The organism is Facklamia sp. P12937 (genome assembly GCF_050409505.1).
GTDB lineage: Bacteria > Bacillota > Bacilli > Lactobacillales > Aerococcaceae > Facklamia.
The window spans coordinates 41,496-59,621 of record NZ_JBNUPI010000012.1; the positions used below are offsets into that span (position 1 = coordinate 41,496).

At 39.7% G+C, this 18,126-nt stretch carries 17 protein-coding genes and 1 riboswitch; all 17 genes read left to right on the forward strand.

Features of this window, described 5'->3' with window-relative positions:
- Positions 1-2: 2 nt before the first annotated feature.
- The 17 genes from ruvA to cmk all read left to right on the forward strand — a co-directional run bounded on the left by ruvA (position 3) and on the right by cmk (position 17,873).
- Positions 3-590 (forward strand): Holliday junction branch migration protein RuvA, encoded by a 588-nt coding sequence (gene ruvA / locus ACQV2R_RS05765; protein WP_428891940.1) that lies wholly within the window; start codon positions 3-5, stop codon positions 588-590.
- A 19-nt stretch (positions 591-609) separates the two neighbouring features.
- Positions 610-1,614: a Holliday junction branch migration DNA helicase RuvB gene (gene ruvB, locus ACQV2R_RS05770; RefSeq protein WP_428873729.1), complete on the forward strand. Its 1,005-nt coding sequence runs from the start codon at positions 610-612 to the stop codon at positions 1,612-1,614.
- Positions 1,615-1,627: 13 nt separating this feature from the next.
- The gene (gene queA, locus ACQV2R_RS05775) at positions 1,628-2,665 is read left to right on the forward strand and encodes a tRNA preQ1(34) S-adenosylmethionine ribosyltransferase-isomerase QueA (protein ID WP_428873728.1); all 1,038 of its coding nucleotides are present in this window, start codon (positions 1,628-1,630) and stop codon (positions 2,663-2,665) included.
- A 29-nt stretch (positions 2,666-2,694) separates the two neighbouring features.
- Entirely contained in the window at positions 2,695-6,042 is a 3,348-nt protein-coding gene (gene dnaE, locus ACQV2R_RS05780; RefSeq protein ID WP_428891941.1) for a DNA polymerase III subunit alpha, read from the forward strand.
- Between the two features lie 91 nt (positions 6,043-6,133).
- Entirely contained in the window at positions 6,134-7,105 is a 972-nt protein-coding gene (locus ACQV2R_RS05785; RefSeq protein WP_428873726.1) for an ATP-dependent 6-phosphofructokinase, read from the forward strand.
- A gap of 18 nt (positions 7,106-7,123) precedes the next feature.
- Positions 7,124-8,881 (forward strand): pyruvate kinase, encoded by a 1,758-nt coding sequence (gene pyk / locus ACQV2R_RS05790; protein ID WP_428873725.1) that lies wholly within the window; start codon positions 7,124-7,126, stop codon positions 8,879-8,881.
- Between the two features lie 239 nt (positions 8,882-9,120).
- Positions 9,121-9,993, forward strand: a complete 873-nt coding sequence (locus ACQV2R_RS05795) for a CvfB family protein (RefSeq protein WP_428873724.1) — start codon at positions 9,121-9,123, stop codon at positions 9,991-9,993.
- Complete coding sequence (gene xerD, locus ACQV2R_RS05800; RefSeq protein WP_428891942.1) at positions 9,986-10,906, forward strand: site-specific tyrosine recombinase XerD; 921 nt, start codon at positions 9,986-9,988, stop codon at positions 10,904-10,906. The genes ACQV2R_RS05795 and xerD overlap by 8 nt, the downstream gene beginning before the upstream one ends.
- 22 nt (positions 10,907-10,928) lie before the next feature.
- Positions 10,929-12,095 (forward strand): phosphopentomutase, encoded by a 1,167-nt coding sequence (gene deoB, locus ACQV2R_RS05805; RefSeq protein WP_428891943.1) that lies wholly within the window; start codon positions 10,929-10,931, stop codon positions 12,093-12,095.
- Between the two features lie 9 nt (positions 12,096-12,104).
- A complete protein-coding gene (locus ACQV2R_RS05810; RefSeq protein ID WP_428874794.1) occupies positions 12,105-12,902 on the forward strand; it encodes a purine-nucleoside phosphorylase in 798 nt (265 codons plus the stop codon).
- Between the two features lie 86 nt (positions 12,903-12,988).
- A complete protein-coding gene (locus ACQV2R_RS05815) occupies positions 12,989-13,420 on the forward strand; it encodes a hypothetical protein (protein ID WP_428873719.1) in 432 nt (143 codons plus the stop codon).
- Entirely contained in the window at positions 13,420-14,184 is a 765-nt protein-coding gene (locus ACQV2R_RS05820; protein ID WP_428891944.1) for a segregation and condensation protein A, read from the forward strand. Before ACQV2R_RS05815 ends, ACQV2R_RS05820 begins: the two co-directional genes overlap by 1 nt.
- Positions 14,177-14,758: an SMC-Scp complex subunit ScpB gene (gene scpB / locus ACQV2R_RS05825; protein WP_428873717.1), complete on the forward strand. Its 582-nt coding sequence runs from the start codon at positions 14,177-14,179 to the stop codon at positions 14,756-14,758. The genes ACQV2R_RS05820 and scpB overlap by 8 nt, the downstream gene beginning before the upstream one ends.
- A gap of 9 nt (positions 14,759-14,767) precedes the next feature.
- Entirely contained in the window at positions 14,768-15,493 is a 726-nt protein-coding gene (locus ACQV2R_RS05830) for a pseudouridine synthase (protein ID WP_428873716.1), read from the forward strand.
- A gap of 47 nt (positions 15,494-15,540) precedes the next feature.
- A riboswitch (FMN riboswitch) is annotated at positions 15,541-15,662 on the forward strand.
- A gap of 103 nt (positions 15,663-15,765) precedes the next feature.
- Positions 15,766-16,395 (forward strand): ECF transporter S component, encoded by a 630-nt coding sequence (locus ACQV2R_RS05835; RefSeq protein WP_428876360.1) that lies wholly within the window; start codon positions 15,766-15,768, stop codon positions 16,393-16,395.
- A gap of 148 nt (positions 16,396-16,543) precedes the next feature.
- Positions 16,544-17,146, forward strand: coding sequence for a LysM peptidoglycan-binding domain-containing protein (locus tag ACQV2R_RS05840; protein WP_428873713.1), 603 nt, complete (start codon positions 16,544-16,546; stop codon positions 17,144-17,146).
- 61 nt (positions 17,147-17,207) lie between these two features.
- Entirely contained in the window at positions 17,208-17,873 is a 666-nt protein-coding gene (gene cmk / locus ACQV2R_RS05845; RefSeq protein WP_428873712.1) for a (d)CMP kinase, read from the forward strand.
- Positions 17,874-18,126 lie beyond the last annotated feature (253 nt).

Here is an 18,126-nt window from a genome sequence, read left to right on the forward strand (position 1 = left end):
TAATGTATCAATACATTCAAGGACAAGTTAAGCAGATTCAACCCACTTACTTAGTTCTAGAAGCTAATGGTATAGGTTACCAAATCTGGTGTGCTAATCCTTTCCGTTGGCAAGAAAAGATGCAAGAAAGTATCACACTCTTTATCGAATTAGTAGTCAGAGAAGATGCAATGCTCCTATATGGTTTTATGGACGAGGCTGAAAAGAACCTCTTTTTACAATTGAATAAAGTTTCCGGTATTGGCCCCAAGTCGGCTCTATCCATTCTAGCGTTAGATGATCAAGTGGGCTTGGTGCAAGCTATTGAATCGGCTGATGCCAAGTATTTAATGAAGTTCCCAGGGGTGGGTAAAAAAACAGCCCAGCAAATGATTTTAGACTTACAAGGTAAGCTTGATTTGAGTCAAATGAAAGAAAGTGAAGACTTACCAACAGCTAAAAATAGTTATTTAGAAGAAGTAAAACAAGCCTTAGATGGTTTAGGCTATTCTAAGCGTGAGATTAAGCGCATCATGCCAAAAATAGAAAAAGAAGCCATCCAATCAACCCAAGAAGGTTTGAGTTTAGCCTTTAAGCTCTTAATAAAATAAGCAAGAGAAAGGAATCAATATGGATCAAGAAAGATTTGTATCAAGTGAAAGCTTGAGTGAAGATGATCAACAGCTTACCACTTTGAGACCCCAATTATTAAAAGATTATATCGGTCAATCGAAGGTTAAAAACGAATTGAATGTCTATATTCAAGCAGCCTTGAAGCGATCAGAAGCGCTCGATCATGTCTTACTCTATGGGCCTCCTGGCTTAGGTAAAACCACTCTTGCCATGGTGATTGCCAATGAGTTAGACGTTAAAATTCAAACAACTTCAGGCCCAGCTATTGAGCGACCGGGTGATTTATTAGCCATTCTTAATGAACTGGATGCTGGCGATATTCTTTTTATTGATGAAATTCACCGCTTACCTCGCATTGTTGAAGAAGTACTTTACTCAGCCATGGAAGATTATTATGTCGATATTGTTATTGGACAAGGAGCTAGTTCCCAGCCCATTCATTTTGAATTGCCACCCTTTACTTTAATAGGAGCAACCACACGGGCGGGGATGCTTACCCAACCCCTGCGTGATCGCTTTGGCATTATGGCCCACATGCAGTACTATGAGGTCAAAGATTTAGAAAAAATCGTTAAACGGTCTGCCAGAGTCTTTCAAATCGACATCGATGATCAAGCCAGTAAAGAATTGGCCGTAAGAAGTCGTGGCACGCCAAGAATAGTTAACCGTATGTTAAGACGGGTGCGCGATTTTGCACAAGTTCATGGCGATGGCAATATTCATATCAAAGATACCAAAGAAGCTTTAAAAGTCTTACAAATTGATGCTTTGGGCTTAGACCCGCTTGATCGTAAACTTTTAAAGACGATGATTGAATTTTATGGTGGAGGACCGGTTGGAATTGCCACCCTTGCTGCCAACATTGGAGAAGATATCGTGACCTTGGAAGATATGTATGAACCTTATCTTGTCCAACAAGGCTTTATTAAGCGTACGCCTCGAGGACGGATGGTTACCGAATTAACATATCGCCATTTAAATTATCCCCTGAAAGAAAAATAGAAAGAAGAAAACGATGACTTATACAACTAAAGATTTTGATTATCATTTACCAGAAGAATTGATTGCTCAAACTCCCTTAAAGGACCGCTCATCATCGCGTATGTTGGTCTTAGACCGTCAAAGTCAGCAAACAATCGATACAGACTTTAAACATATGCTTGATTATTTAAAGCCTGGGGATGGCTTAGTAATTAATGAAACCAGAGTTATTCCCGCGCGTTTATTTGGTGTTAAACCGGATACCGGGGGACATATTGAGGTCCTTTTATTAAAAAACACCCAAGGTGACCAATGGGAATGTCTAGTTAAACCAGGTAAAAGAGCTCGTTTAGGGACCGTCTTACATTTTGGCGACCAAGCCCAATTAGTGGGAACAATTATCGAACATAAGGAAGACGGAGGAAGAGTTATTGAGTTTTCTTATCAAGGTGTTTTCCTAGAAGTGTTAGAATCCCTAGGTCAAATGCCTTTACCACCTTATATAAAGGAAAAATTGGATGATCCAGATCGCTATCAAACGGTCTATGCGAAGCAAAATGGTTCGGCTGCTGCTCCAACAGCTGGCTTGCACTTTACTCAAGAACTAATGCAAGAGGCAATAAATAAAGGCATTGAGATTATTCCGATTGTGCTGCATGTTGGCTTGGGAACCTTCCGACCTGTTTTTGTAGAAAAGATTGACCAACACCAAATGCACGCTGAATATTATCAAATCAGCCCAGAATCGGCTGAAAAAATTCAAAACATTCGTAAAAGAGGTGGCAAGATCACAGCAGTCGGTACAACCTCTGTGCGCACTTTGGAAACAATTGCACGTGACCATCAAGGGCAAATTGTGCCAGCTTCTGGTTGGACGGATATTTTTATCACGCCAGGTTTTAAATTTCAAGCAGTTGACCATTTAATTACTAATTTCCACTTACCGCAATCAACCTTAGTTATGTTGGTTTCAGCCTTTTATGATCGCGATAAAATTTTACAAGCCTATCAACACGCAGTGGATCATAAATATCGTTTCTTTAGTTTTGGAGATGCGATGTTCATTCTCTAAATAAACACAGTGGAAGGTGAGAAAAGCAAATGCTATTCAATGTTCGTAGCTCTTATTCTTTATTGCAATCCACCCTTGATTTAAATCAATATGTAGCTAAAGCTAAGTCCCTAGGCTACACGCATCTTGGCTTAGCCGATCAAGGAGTCTTACATGCTAGTCTTAAGTTTTACCTAGCCTGCCAAAAAGCAGACCTTCATGCCATGATAGGGCTTAGCTTGAACTTGCCGGGACGCCTGGACCAAAGTCAAAGCTATCCTATAATTCTTTATGCCCTGAATTACCAGGGCTATTTAGCTTTGATTCAACTTTCTAAATTAATCAACCAAAGCCATCCAGATTATCAGCAAATCGATCATCTGATGAAAGAAGCTAGCCAATCATTGGTTATCATTACTGCCGGCAAGAAGGGAGAATTAGAACAAGCCCTTCTACATGAGAATTTTGAAGCAGGACAAGCGATTCTTCAGTCTTGGCTTCATATTTTTCCGCAAGACAATTTTTATCTAGGACTTTCGATTTATCCCTTCAATGAATTAGAAGTTTCATGGCTATCTCAATTTGCTCGTAACCACCAATTAAAGATGGTTTGTAACCAAGCAGTCGAAAGTCTCACCAGTGAAGAAGGTTTTGCTATAAGGATTTTACAAGCGATTGATCGCGGTGAAAGCTTGGATCCTTCAATTATGACCTATCGGACGTCTCATTATTTATACGGCCGTAATGAATTAGAAGACTTGTATTTACAAAAGGGACTGGAGCAGGTAGTCACCAATAGTCATGCTTTGGAAGAACGTATGCAAGTGCAGCTGCCCATTAATCAGTCGCTCCTACCTAAATTTAAAACACCAAATAATATAGCTGCTAAAGACTATTTAAAACACCTATGTCAAAACAAGCTAGCAGAGTTAAAAATTGATCAAGTGCCCATTTATCAAGAACGCTTAGACCATGAATTAACTACCATCGATCAAATGGGTTTCAATGATTATTTCTTAATTGTTTGGGAAATTATGGCCTTTTGTTATGAATATAATATCCGAACGGGTCCAGGGCGAGGGTCTGCTGCTGGCTCTTTAGTAGCCTATCTATTAGGAATTACTAAGATAGACCCGATAGAATATGATTTACTCTTTGAACGCTTTTTAAATCCTGAACGCTACAATATGCCCGATATTGATATCGATATTCCAGATGATAAAAGAGACCAAGTGCTTCGTTATGTCGCCCAAAAATATGGCAGCCAGCAGGTAGCTCAATTGGTGACTTTCGGTAGTTTTGGGGCCAAGCAATCACTACGCGACACCCTCAGAGTCTTGTCCTATCCTAAAATGGTGCAAGATCGCTGGTCCAAGACCATACCAACTGAAGTGTCCATCCGCTTGCAGGATGCTTATCAAAAGTCTAGCGCTTTAAGACAGTTAATTGCTGAAGATTCTGTAAATGAACAAATTTTTAAAACTGCTCTCACCATTGAGGGCTTGCCACGACATACTTCTACCCATGCTTCAGGAGTTGTGATTGCCGATCAAGATTTGAGTCGCTGGGTGCCCGTTACAACAAGAGAAGGCCAAATACAGCTTACGCAATTTGATATGGAAGATGTCGAACGAGTAGGTTTGTTAAAAATGGACTTTCTGGGCTTGAAAAACTTACAAATCCTAGATACTATTTTGAATTTAATTAAGCAAAATCAAGGCTTAGCCATTGACATCGATGCCATTGATCGTGAGGATTCAGCCACTTTAAGACTTTTCCAAGAAGCTAACACCCAAGGAGTCTTCCAGTTTGAATCTGAAGGAATTCGCCAAGTTTTAAGAAGATTAAAACCGGAAAGTTTTGAAGATATTATCGCAGTCAATGCTTTATACCGACCGGGGCCTATGCAACAAATTTCTCATTTTATCAACCGCAAGCATGGTAAGGAAAAAATTGATTATATCCATCCGCTTTTAGAAGGAATTTTACAAAAAACCTACGGAATTATCGTTTATCAAGAGCAAGTTATGCAAATCTGCCAAAAGTTGGCTGGTTTTAGTTTAGGGCAAGCCGACCTCTTGAGAAGAGCCATGGGTAAAAAAGAGATGGACCTAATGAAAGACCAACAAGTTGCTTTTCTAAAGGGTTGTCAAGAGCGTGGACTGGATAGTCAAACCAGTCAGCAAGTTTTCCATTATATTTATCAATTTGCCAATTATGGTTTTAATCGGGCGCACGCTGCTGTTTATTCGACTTTGGCCTACCAACTAGCTTATTTAAAGGTTCACTATCCATTAGAGTTCTTTACAGCCCTCTTAAACCATGGGCGATCAATTCATCAAAGTTTGGATGAATACCTATTAGATGCCAAACGTACGGTAGGACCCTTTTTAATGGTGGATATCAATCGCTCACATACTAATTTTAAAATTGAAAAAGGGGCTATTCGAATTGGTTTAATGGCTATCAATGGACTCAGACATGATTTTTGTCAAGTCATTTTAGATGAGCGCAATTTAGCTGGGCCTTTTACCGATTTCCAAAACTTTCTATCACGGATGCCCCTTAAATTTCTAAAGACCAATTTAATTCAAGCGCTAATAGATGCCGGTGCACTCGACACCTTTGGTTACACACGAGCGACCTTGACCGAGAACTTAGAACATTTTATTCAATTTCGCAAGATTTCAGGCAATCATATTAACTTATTAAAAGAGATTGAACCTAAAATTAATTTGGTCAGAGAGTGGCCTAAAGCCCATTTACTCAAGCGTCAGCGTGAAGTACTAGGCTTGCAATTAGCTGGCCATCCTATTGATGAGTTTTTAAAACTGATTGAAGGAGATCAAAGCTTTCTATCTATTGGAGCTTTAAAATCCTTAAAAATGCCTAAAGGTAAAAAAGTAAAAGTTCTAGCCTATATCGAGCACATGAAAGTCATTGAAACTAAGAAAAAAGACCAGATGGCTTTTTACCGTCTCAATGATGGCAGTCAAAATATTTCTCTGGTTAGTTTCCCTGAAAGTTATCAACGATTTGGCCACCAGCTCAAAGAGGGTCAAGTGGTGGCTTTGCAAGGCCAACTAAGCCTAGATCGACAAGGTCAGCCACAAATTGTTTTGGATAAATTACTGCCCTTACCAGAAGATGAAAAGCAATCCCATTCATCACCAATTCGTCAAGTATTTATTAAATTACTAGCCGGGGCTTCTAGTCAGCAATTAGTGGAAAAATTAAAAGCTTTAGCGGTAGAAAACCCAGGTCCTTTAGAAATAATCATGGTCGATGCCAACCGCAATGCTTGGAAATTAGAGTCTCTATATAATATTTCTATGGCAGATCGGGTGGTGGATGAGTTAAAAGCTCTTTTTGGAGAAAATAATGTCTATTTTAAATAATGAATCTGACTGATAATCATATCAACGGACAGGCTTTTTAATTCATGTTAAAATATTATTAAGAGAGTTAATGAATAAGAAGAGGTGACTTATGAGACGTTTAGCAGTGCTAACAAGTGGAGGTGACGCTCCCGGAATGAACGCCGCTATTCGAGCTGTTGTTGAACAGGGCCTCCATCATCAAATTGAGGTAGTAGGTGTTCAACACGGTTTTAAAGGTTTAGTGGAAGGTGAATATAGGAAAATAGGGATCAACGACCTCACTCATGCCATTCGTAGAGGAGGAACCATCCTTTATTCAGCCAGGTACCCTGAATTTAAACAGTTAGAAGTACAAAAAAAAGCCATTCAACAAATGGAATCCCTAGGAATTGAAGGCTTAATTGTTATTGGAGGAGATGGCTCCTTCCAAGGAGCTCTAGCTCTTACTAAATTAGGTTTTCCAGCTATTGGTATTCCAGGAACCATTGATAATGATATTCCAGGGACCGAATATACGATAGGGTTTGACTCTGCCATGTCGGCAGCGATTGAAGCCATCGATAAAATTTCTGACACAGCGGCCTCACATAACCGTACCTTTGTAGTCGAAGTGATGGGACGTAACGCGGGGGATATTGCTATATGGGCCGGAGTGGCTGTGGGAGCCGATGCCATTGTTATTCCTGAAGAAGATTTCTTTATCGGTGACATTGCTCGCAGAGTCAATACGGCTCTTAGTCATGGGAAAGACCATGCTTTAATCGTGTTAGCCGAAGGTGTCATGGGCGTGGAAGAATTTATCAAAGAATACAAAAAAGAAGCCCCTGATCAAAGTGTTCGTGGGGTTAACCTCTCCCACATTCAAAGAGGGGGTAATCCAACAGGTCGTGACCGTGTTTTTGCTACATTAATGGGTGCTAAGGCAGTGGATTTAATTCTTCACGGACAATCGGGTATTTTCGTCGGCATTACCAATGAAGAATTATCCGTTTGTGACATCGTTGAAACCTTAACCAAATCCAAGCACAAAGTAAGAGATGATTTGTACGAAATTAATCGTAGCTTAACGGATCGCTATTGAGCATGAAAAGGAGTTAATATGAAGAAAACAAAGATCGTTGGCACAATGGGGCCGGCAACTCAATCAAAGAAAGTAATGGTCGATCTACTTCACGCAGGAATGAATGTAGCCCGTTTTAATTTTTCTCACGGTGATCAAGCATCGCAATTAAACCATATCAACTTATTTAAAGAGGCCCGTCAAGAAGCCGGTGTTATAGCTGGTATCTTATTAGATACCAAGGGACCTGAAATAAGAACGCATAAGATGGAAAATAATGGCATTCTATTAGAAAAAGGTCATAAAATCCGGATAGCGATGACTGAGGTTTTAGGTAGTGCTGATAAGTTTTCTATCACCTATGAAGGCTTAATTGATGATGTGACTATCGGTTCGCTTATTCTAATCGATGACGGTTTAATTGAATTGGAAGTCGAAGCCATTGATGATCAAGCCAAGGAAATTGCTTGTGTGGTAGTCAATTCAGGTGTCTTAAAATCACAAAAGGGTATTAATGTACCAGGTATTTCTTTAAATATTGCGGGTATCACTGAAAAAGACAAGCAAGATATTCGTTTTGGCGCGCGTCAAGATGTTGACTTTATAGCGGCCTCCTTTGTGCGCCGTCAAAATGATGTGATGGAAATACGTGCTATTCTAGAAGAAGAAAACAAGACCAATATTAAGATTATCTCTAAAATTGAAAACCGGCAGGGTGTCGATAATATTGATGAAATTATAGAAGTATCGGATGGGATTATGGTTGCCCGCGGAGATTTAGGGGTCGAAGTGCCAACAGAAGACGTGCCCCTTATTCAAAAAATGATTATTAAGAAATGTAATCGAGCAGGTATTCCAGTCGTGACAGCTACACAAATGTTAGATTCTATGCAAAGAAACCCTAGACCTACACGAGCCGAAGCAGGAGACGTGGCCAATGCTATTTTTGACGGAACGGATGCTGTCATGCTTTCTGGAGAAACAGCGGCAGGGGATTATCCTTTAGAAGCTGTGAAAATGATGGCTAAGATATGTGAACGGACTGAATCACAATTATTAGGTCAGGATGCCTTTACCTTGAAGAAATTCAATCAGTCAGACTTGACTGAAGCTATTGGTCAAGCGGTGGGACATACTGCTCGTAATCTGGGGATTCAAACCATCGTGGCAGCAACCTCTTCTGGCTATACGGCACGCATGATTGCTAAATACCGGCCGTCTTCTAATATCTTAGCAGCTACCTTTGAGGAAGAAGCACAACGTTCACTCACACTGGTGTGGGGGGTTCAACCTTTCGTTATTGGTAAGCCTGATTCAACCGACGAGATGTTAGATTCTGCTTCAGCCATGGCAGTAAGGCAAGGTTTTGCTAAAGAAGGCGACTTGATTATCATTACTGCGGGCGTTCCGGTTGGTGAAAAAGGCACGACCAACATTATGAAGATTCAATTAATTGGAACCAAGTTAGCTGAAGGACAAGGTGTTGGCAGTGGTAACTTCATTGGTAAGGCAGTGATTGCTCATACCGCTGAAGAGGCTAATGCTTATGTCAAAGAAGATACTGTATTAGTCACTAGCCAGACCGACCGTGATTACACTCCAGCCTTAGAAAGGGTGGGCGCTATTATCTGTGAAAGCGGAGGTATTACTTCCCATGCCGCTATTCTTGGCTTAGAAAGAGGCATACCGGTAGTAGTAGCAGTAGAAGGTGCTATGGAAGCTATTAAACAAAATGAACTGATTACTGTGGATGCTCGTCGTGGAATTATCTATCGCGGAGCAACGGTATCCATCTAGTATAGCAGAGTTCTATCTAAGACACTTATTTTAAGACATTTCTTGGCTTATTTATTGATGGGCTGAAGAAATGTCTTTTTGCTTGCCATCTTTTCTCTTTGCTTACAGAATGTGTTAAAATTGTTAATAGAAGACTAAGCGACTAGAATTAATTGTCTTTTGCTTAGGATAGAGTCGGTCTTTACTTTAGGATAGCTCAATCAGCTTGAAGAGAGTTTGATCAGATAGGAGAATGAAAGATGAAATTAGGAAGAATTACCGAATGTAAGATAAGTGACGAGAATGAAAACAGTTATTTTGCGCAAGTGGAAGGGACAACCTTTCGCTTAGACAAGGATCAAATCCAAGGTCAAAGTTATCACTTAGGCGACCAAATTAAAGGGCTTATTTATGAGGATATGAATCGTGAGGCCCGTATTCAATTAGACATTCCTAAGGCAGCTAGTGGTCACTATGATTGGGGCACAGTAACTCAAGTGCGTAAAGACTTGGGTGTGTTTGTGGATATTGGTCTTTATCAAAAGGACCTAGTAGTTTCTTTGGATAATTTACCAGATGATAAAAGTCAATGGCCTCAAAAAGGGGACCAGCTCTACTTGACAATGACTGTGGATAATAAGAACCGTTTTTGGGGCGAATTAGCAAGTTTTGACCAGATGGAAGAATTATTTATCAAGGCAGCTGACCGTTTGATGAATCAAGATTTAGAAGTAACCATTTTTCAATTGAAATTAGTAGGAGCTTTGGCAATTTCTAAAGAGAACTTCCGCAGCTTTATACATGAGAGCGAATGGATGTTACCCCCGCGTTTGGGTCAAAAAATCAAGGGACGGGTAGTCAAGGTACAAAGTGATGGGTCTTTAAACTTGTCCTTAAAACCAAGAGCCCATGAAGCCATTAGCGATGATGCGACTATGTTAATACGTCTATTAGAAAAGACGCCCAATCATTTTTTACCTTATCACGACAAGTCTGATCCTGAAGCTATTAAGCGAGAATTTGGTATTTCTAAGGGACAATTTAAGCGCGCGGTCGGTTCCTTAATGAAGAATAAGCAAATTCGTCAAGAGGCTAATCAGGGGATTTACTTGGTGACGTCAGAAAATGAATAAGGCGGTCAATCAACAGTTACAAAATTATTTAACGGATTTTAAGCGCTATTTACAAATTGATCAAGTCAAATCAAAAAATACAATCCAAGCCTATGTAAGAGATTTAAAAAAATTTATAAACTACCATCAAGACCATGCTACACAAAGCTTAGACCAAATCGATTATAGCTACATGCAAGGGTTTTTAGCCCATTTACACCAGCAAAATTATGCCACATCTTCTACTTCACGGCTTTTATCAGCTATGAAACAGTTTTTTCATTATTTGTTAAAAGAAGGGGTTATCCAGCAAAACCCCTTGCAATTAGTTCAAGGACCCAAGCAAGCCAAAAGCCTACCTAAAGTTCTATCAATGGAAGAAGTGGAAGCCATTATTCAAGCACCGAATATAGCCACTTTAACCGGTTTAAGAGACCGAGCCATTTTAGAAGTCCTTTATGCTTGTGGCCTACGTGTGAGTGAATTAACTCAGCTTCAGTTAGCTGACTTACACTTAGACTTGGGTTTTGTTCAAACTTTAGGTAAGGGCAATAAGGAAAGAATCATTCCCTTAGGGGATGAAGCCATCTATTGGGTTGATCAATACTTACAAGATGCCCGAGGTGTTTTTGCTAGTAAAAAGACTGCTCAAGCAGGCCAGATTCTCTTCTTAACAGAAAGAGGAAAGGCCTTCACCCGCCAAGGCATCTGGAAAAATCTTAATAAGTATGTTCAACAAGCAGGAGTCAATCAAAGAGTTTCACCACACATGTTGAGGCACTCTTTTGCCACTCATTTGTTAGAAAATGGTGCCGATTTACGCATGGTTCAAGAACTGTTGGGTCATGCAGACATATCGACCACTCAAATATATACACATATTTCACATCACCGCTTACAGGAAGTTTACCGTAAGAACTTTCCACGCGCTTGATGCGATTAAAGGAGGAAATAAAATGTTTAAAAGAATACACTTAATCGTTATGGATTCTGTCGGAATTGGACAAGCACCCGATGCAGAAGAATTTGGAGACTCTAACGTTCACACCTTAGGCCACATTGCCGAAAACTTTGATTTAAACTTAAAAAATATGGCTCAAATGGGTCTGGGTAAAATTGACACCATCAAAGGGGTAGAAGCCGTCGATCAAGCTTCCGCCTACTGGACTAAATTACAAGAACGTTCAGCTGGTAAAGACACCATGACTGGCCACTGGGAAATGATGGGTCTTTATATCGACCAGCCCTTTAGAGTCTTTCCAGCTGGTTTCCCACAAGAGTTGATTGAAAAATTAGAAAAATTTGCTAAGCGTAAGGTAATTGGGAATAAGGTGGCTTCTGGAACCGAAATTATTAAAGAATTAGGACCCGAGCAATTAGAAACGGGGGCATTAATTGTATATACATCAGCCGATTCTGTTTTACAGATTGCTGCCCACGAAGAAGTCATTCCTTTAGAAGAACTTTACAAGGTCTGTGAATATGCCCGTGAGATTACTTTGGAAGATCCTTACATGATTGGTCGGATTATTGCCCGACCTTATGTCGGTCAAATAGGTAATTTCGAAAGAACCAGCAATCGTCATGACTATGCCTTGGATCCCTTTGGCAAAACGACCCTTGATTTCTTAAAAGATGACGGCAAATCGGTCATTGCAGTGGGCAAAATTAATGACATCTTTAATGGAGCGGGTATTACTCAAGCGATTCGCACTAAGTCCAATATGGACGGTGTCGATCAATTACTCAAGGTCATGGGGCAAGATTTTGAAGGTCTATCCTTCACCAACTTAGTGGACTTCGATGCCAAATATGGTCACCGTCGTGACCCTCAAGGCTATGGTCAAGCCTTAGAAGACTTCGACGCCCGCATTCCTGAACTAATTCAAGCCATGAATGAAGAGGACTTGTTATTAATCACAGCCGACCATGGTAATGATCCGACTTATAAGGGAACCGATCATACCCGTGAATATGTGCCTTTATTGGCCTATTCTAAAAAGTTTAAAGCGGCAAGTGAACTACAAGCGCAGCACTTTGCTGATATCGCGGCCACTATTTCTGATAACTTTGGTGTTAAACAGACAGATCAAGGACAGTCGTTTTTAGCACAATTAAAATAGGAGAAGATTATGTATCAAAAAACCTTAGAATATTTAAAAGACCACGGTATGGTAGCCCCTCGAATTGGTTTAATTCTAGGCTCTGGTTTAGGAGATTTGGCAGATGAAATTAAAAATCCGGTTAAAATCCCTTATGAAGCTATCCCAAGTTTTCCAGTATCAACTGTTGAAGGTCATGCTGGTCAATTGGTCTATGGCAGCCTAGCTGGACAAAAAGTAATAGCATTACAAGGACGTTTTCACTATTACGAAGGCTATGACCTTGAAACAATCACCTTTCCGATTCGGATTTTTAAAGAATTAGGGGTCGAAAGTTTGATTCTTACAAATGCAGCCGGTGGGGTTAATAATAGTTTTAAACCTGGAGATCTAATGGTCATCAAGGATCAACTTAATTTTACAGGCGAAAATCCTTTGATTGGTAAAAACAATCCACAAGGTCCGCGCTTTGTTGATATGAGTCAAACTTATAGTAAAAGAGGCATTCAATTGCTACATCAAACAGCTAAAAGTTTAGGTTTTAGTTTACAAGAGGGAGTTTATGCATGGATGACCGGTCCTTCTTATGAGACCCCAGCTGAAATTAGAGCCATTCGTTTGATGGGGGGCGATGCAGTGGGAATGTCTACTGTTCCCGAAGCTATTGTAGCAAGACATGCTGGGCTGGAAGTCTTGGGAGTGTCTTGTATTACCAACTATGCAGCCGGTATGCAGGAGACACTTAACCACCAAGAAGTGATGGCTGTTTCTAGAGAAGTGAAACCACGATTTAAGCAATTAATTTATCAAGTGATTGAACAAATATAGGACTTTGTAAAGCTTTAAGTTGAAATTTCAGTCTTTGCATGGTAATATCTCAAGGAAATCTAATTAGAGATAGGAGGTCGCAAAAAATGCTAGTTCATTCAACGCATAAGAATGAAAAAGTTGTCTTAGGACTCTTAAGTTTAACTTGCGAAGGTGAAGATCAAATGGCTCAAGCAGGCGAAATTTTAACTAAATATCGCGACCAAGAAGGTTTCGACCTTTACTTATATAAAGATCCTGAAACAAGCAACTTCGTTGGTTTAATCGGTATTGAGCAGCGTAAAGTTGAAACGGATCCCCAAGAAAATCTTTCGACAATAATCGTTCACCTTATATCGGTTATTCCTTCCTTTGAAGGAGAGTCCGTGGATTATCAATTGTTCAAAGAACTTAAAGATATGTTTCCACAAATTCAAATCTCAGGTTCCATTCAATCAGAAACCCAAGATATGATTGCCCAGTTTGCTGAGAAATATCGTCAGCAGATAAAAGCAAATAGTGAAGGGGAAGCCAATTAATGCAAGAGGATCGAACCAATCAAGACTTAACCCTTAAATTAACGGCCTTTCAAGGGCCGTTTGATTTGCTTTTACACCTAATTAAAGAGTTAGAAGTCGATATTAACGATATACCCATGACGGAAATTACTGACCAATATTTGGCTTATATTGACCAGATGCAGGAATTAGACCTCGATAAGGTCGGAGAATATTTAGTGATGGCGGCCACTCTATTAGAGATCAAGAGTCGTCTCTTAATTCCCATTGAACCGGATGAATTGGATGGTGATTTAGAAGACCAAGATCCGCGGAGTGGTCTGGTTCAGCAACTGCTCATTTATCAACAATTTCAGCTAGTAGCGGACACCTTAGAAGATATGCAAGTGGATCGTAGTAAGCACTATTCAAGACCAGCGGCAGATCTTTCAAACTTTATAGCTTTTATTCCCTTAGAAGAAGGTGAGCTTTCGCTAGAGCAATTACAAACCAGTTTGAAGAGCGTTTTGCAAGCGCAAGAACAAAGACAACCTAAAGAAAAAGAAGTTCATCATGATCAAGTTTCAGTGACGGACAAAATGCAATCCATTCGGCAACAATTTCAATCCATTAAGCCTAATCAATCCATTGCTTTTTCGTCTCTTTTATCGAATGGCTCTCGACCAGAAATTATTGCCACATTTATTGCTGTTTTAGAAATGGTCCGTAAGCAAGTTCTGGTTTTTCAACAAGAAAGTTATCTAGATAGCATTGAACTGCGTTTGAGGGAGGAAGGCTATGCTTAGAAAAATAGCAGGCATTATTTTTGTTGCCGGGGAAGAAGGCGTGACCTTGAATGAGTTAGCCGCTCTTTTAAATCTCTCACCAACAGAAATTAAGCCTATGATTGAAGAAGTCCAGCAAACTTTAAAAGACCATCCACTATCGCCAATTGATTTGGTCCAATTTGGCGAACGCTTCTTGTATGTAACCCAAGCAGACTTAGACCCCTTGATTGAAAATTTTGCTCAATCGCCACTGCAACAAAAGTTAAGTCGACCGGCTATTGAGACCTTGGCTATCGTAGCTTACCGTCAACCGATTACACGCATGACCATTGATGAAATTCGGGGCGTTTCTTCCCAAGCCATGCTACAAAAATTAGTCAGCCGAGACCTCATTAAGGAGGTAGGTAAGTTAGAAGCGCCTGGTAGACCCATACTTTATGGAGTCACCGATTACTTCCTCAATTACTTTGCGCTATCTTCCTTAGAGGATCTACCACCTATTGAAGATTTAGCCCTCAACAGTCAAACCGCTTCAGAAGAACTTTTTTCATTAAAAAGATGGGAAATTAATTTATTTGATCAAGAAGAATAAGGAGGAACTATGGAAAGACTACAAAAAGTTATGGCTCACGCAGGGGTTGCCAGTCGACGCAAATGTGAAGACATGATTAAAGAAGGTCGCGTCAAAGTAAATGGACAAGTGGTTCGTGAATTAGGAACCAAAGTCACCAGCAATGACCGTATTGAAGTAGACGAGGTGCCTATTTATAAGGAAGAACCGCGCTATATCTTACTTTACAAGCCAAAAAACTATATTTCAGCTGTGGCTGATGACAAGGGCCGTCCGGTGGTTACCGATTTAATCCATGGTATTGAAGAACGTATCTATCCGATTGGCAGATTAGACTTTGATACGACAGGCTTACTCTTATTAACCAATGATGGTGACTTTGCCAATCAGATGATGCATCCTAAGCATCAGATTGATAAGACATATATTGCGAAATTGGGTGGCATTCCTACAGCTAAGGAATTAAGACAATTAGAAAAGGGCGTAATGATTGATGGTCAAAAGACCTCCAAAGCTAGAGCTCGTCTCATTTCTAGCAATCAAGATAATCGTACAGCCGTTGTCCAATTAACCATCCATGAAGGCTGGAACCATCAAGTTAAGAAAATGTTTGAAGCCATTGGATATCCCGTCTTCAAATTGAAGCGCGAATCTTTTGCTTTTCTTGGCTTAGATAATTTGAAACCGGGTATGTGGCGAGAGCTAACTGCCTTTGAAGTGGATAAATTAAGTAAGATGGCTTTAGATAGTGAATAAGAGCTTGCTTAAATCCGAGATAAATGCTATAATTCATTTAAATTAAATAACGTCTTCGGGGCAGGGTGAAATTCCCGACCGGCGGTAGAGTCCGCGAACTTAGCTGTGGCTAGGTTGAACTGGTGTAATTCCAGTACCGACAGTAAAGTCTGGATGGTAGAAGATAAGATATTGATAAGTTTATGCTTATTTAGGCTACCATCCTCTCAGTTTGAGTGGATGGTTTTTTTATCAATGGACCCTCCTAAAGACGTAAAAAAAGGAGAATCGTTATGAAGAATCGAAAAGTTCAGAAAGTCACACTTTTAGCCATTTTAGGAGCTTGGGCAGTCGTTCTACGTTTTTTTGACTTCCCAATCTTGCCATTTGCACCTTTTCTTAAGGTTGATTTTTCGGATCTTATGGCCTTAATTGGTATGTTAATTTACGGACCACAAGGCCTAGTTGCCGTGGCCTTCATTCGTGATTTGGTTAATTATATCCTTAAGGGAGGGGAAGCTGGTATTCCGATTGGGATGTTAATGAGTATGACAGCGACCTTAGCCATGTTTTTACCAAGCCACTTCATTTTGAAGTATTTAAAAGAAAAAGGGCAAGCTATTAAATTTTCTTTAATCTCTCTTAGTCTTGTCTTTAGTTTAACTCTCTCCATGGCTTGCTTTAATTACTATCTGGCTTTACCTATTTATGTCAAAGTCATGAACTTTCCCATTGATGATTATATGACTTATATCCTATCTGTCATTGTGCCATTCAATTTAATCAAGGGCTTAATCATGGTTGTCGGTCAAATCTTTGTCATTAAATCAATGAAGACCATATTGGGTCGCCGCATTAACTTCTATGATGGTTACATAGGAAAAGGTTACCGTTCTGCTACTAGAATATTACAACAGCAATAAGTAATTTACTTTTTTAGGTCAATTGTGTTTGCATCAAGTTTAGAGTTTGCTATAATATAAGAAATTGGACTCATATGCTAACCTAGCCTTTTTAGGTTTGTTGCTATGAATAGATATCTTAATATCGATTAGTGTAGGAGGAAGCTTGATGGCAAAGGATAACGAACGCTTTGATCAACCTGAAGATAAGGATCAAGGTTTAAATGAAAAAGCAAAAACCAAAAAATTTACTGCCCCATGGAACAATAAGTTTGGTGAGGATGAAAATTTCAAGAATCGTCAATTTTCACGCTCGGCTAGAAATCAACCGAAGCAGGAAGCAACCGTTTTATCAAACGCTTTGCTATTCTTCTTGATTTTCACTTTGATTTTCCCGTTTGCATTGTATGCTTATATCGACTCACAAAAGAGTGATAAGCCTTTAGAAAGTAAAACGGCTGAACAGGTTGTTCTAAGTAAGAGCACAACTGAAGAAGCAACGACAACCAAAGAAGAGAAGACAACAACTACTGAAGCTGTTACGCGTGAAATCGAAGCAACAACTACGACTCAAGCGCCTGTACCGACTCAACCAGCAGTTGAAACTTCTGCTCAACCACAAGCAGCGTCAACTTACCATACCGTAAGTGCGGGTGAATCATGGTGGTCAATCTCTCAAGCTTATGGTGTTGATGTTTATGACTTAGCTGCTGCCAACGGAACTACAATTGACGGTACTTTGATGCCAGGCTCACAAATCGTCATTCCATAAAAGAATAAGAAGGTTAAGGCTGAGTTAATTCTCAGCCTTTTTATGAGAAAGGAATTAACCAATGTTTTCAATTGCAATCGATGGCCCAGCGGCTTCTGGTAAGTCAACCGTCGCTAAACTTATCGCAAAAAAATACCAACTGACATATATCGATACTGGCGCTATGTATCGCGCAATCACTCTAGCTTGTTTGCTAAATAAAATAAATATTAATGATCCCCATCGTTTAGGAGAAATTTTACAAGCAGTCAAAATTTCTTTTGAAATGGATGGCGACCAACAAAAAGTTTTAATCAATGGGCATGATGTCAGTCAAGAAATTCGTTCGGTGGAAGTGACACAAAATGTTTCTAAGGTTTCTGCTAATCTAAGGGTCAGACAAGCCTTAGTCAAGCAGCAACAAGCTATAGCTAGTGAAGAAGCAGTGGTGATGGACGGACGAGATATTGGCACGGTAGTTCTACCAGATGCCAGTCTTAAGTTTTATCTTGTAGCTTCCAGTCTAGTAAGAGCTCAAAGACGCTATGAAGAAAATCTAACTAAGGGCATGGAGACCCAATCCCTAGAAGAGATTGAAGCTGAGATTATTAAACGCGACCACTACGATAGCAATCGTCAACACAGTCCTTTGCAAAAAGCAGAAGATGCTATTGAAATGGATACTTCAGACTTATCCATTGATCAAGTGGTTGAAAAATTAAGTGACTATATCGATTCTATAAAATAATTTTAAAAAGGAGGCTGATGAGCCTTTTTTTATTTTGATGAAACTATATAATCAGATCTCGTTTAAATGAATAAAAGTCAACAATAATAAAATTATTGATAATATCGGCCTTATTCGCAATATTGTTAGACGATAATACATATGTGACATAAAACAAATAAAAATAGGGAGCTTCTGTTACACTAAAGATATACAAACAACTTAGCGAAAGGAAGCTCCCATGAAAAATATTATAACAGAAGAAATGCGATTA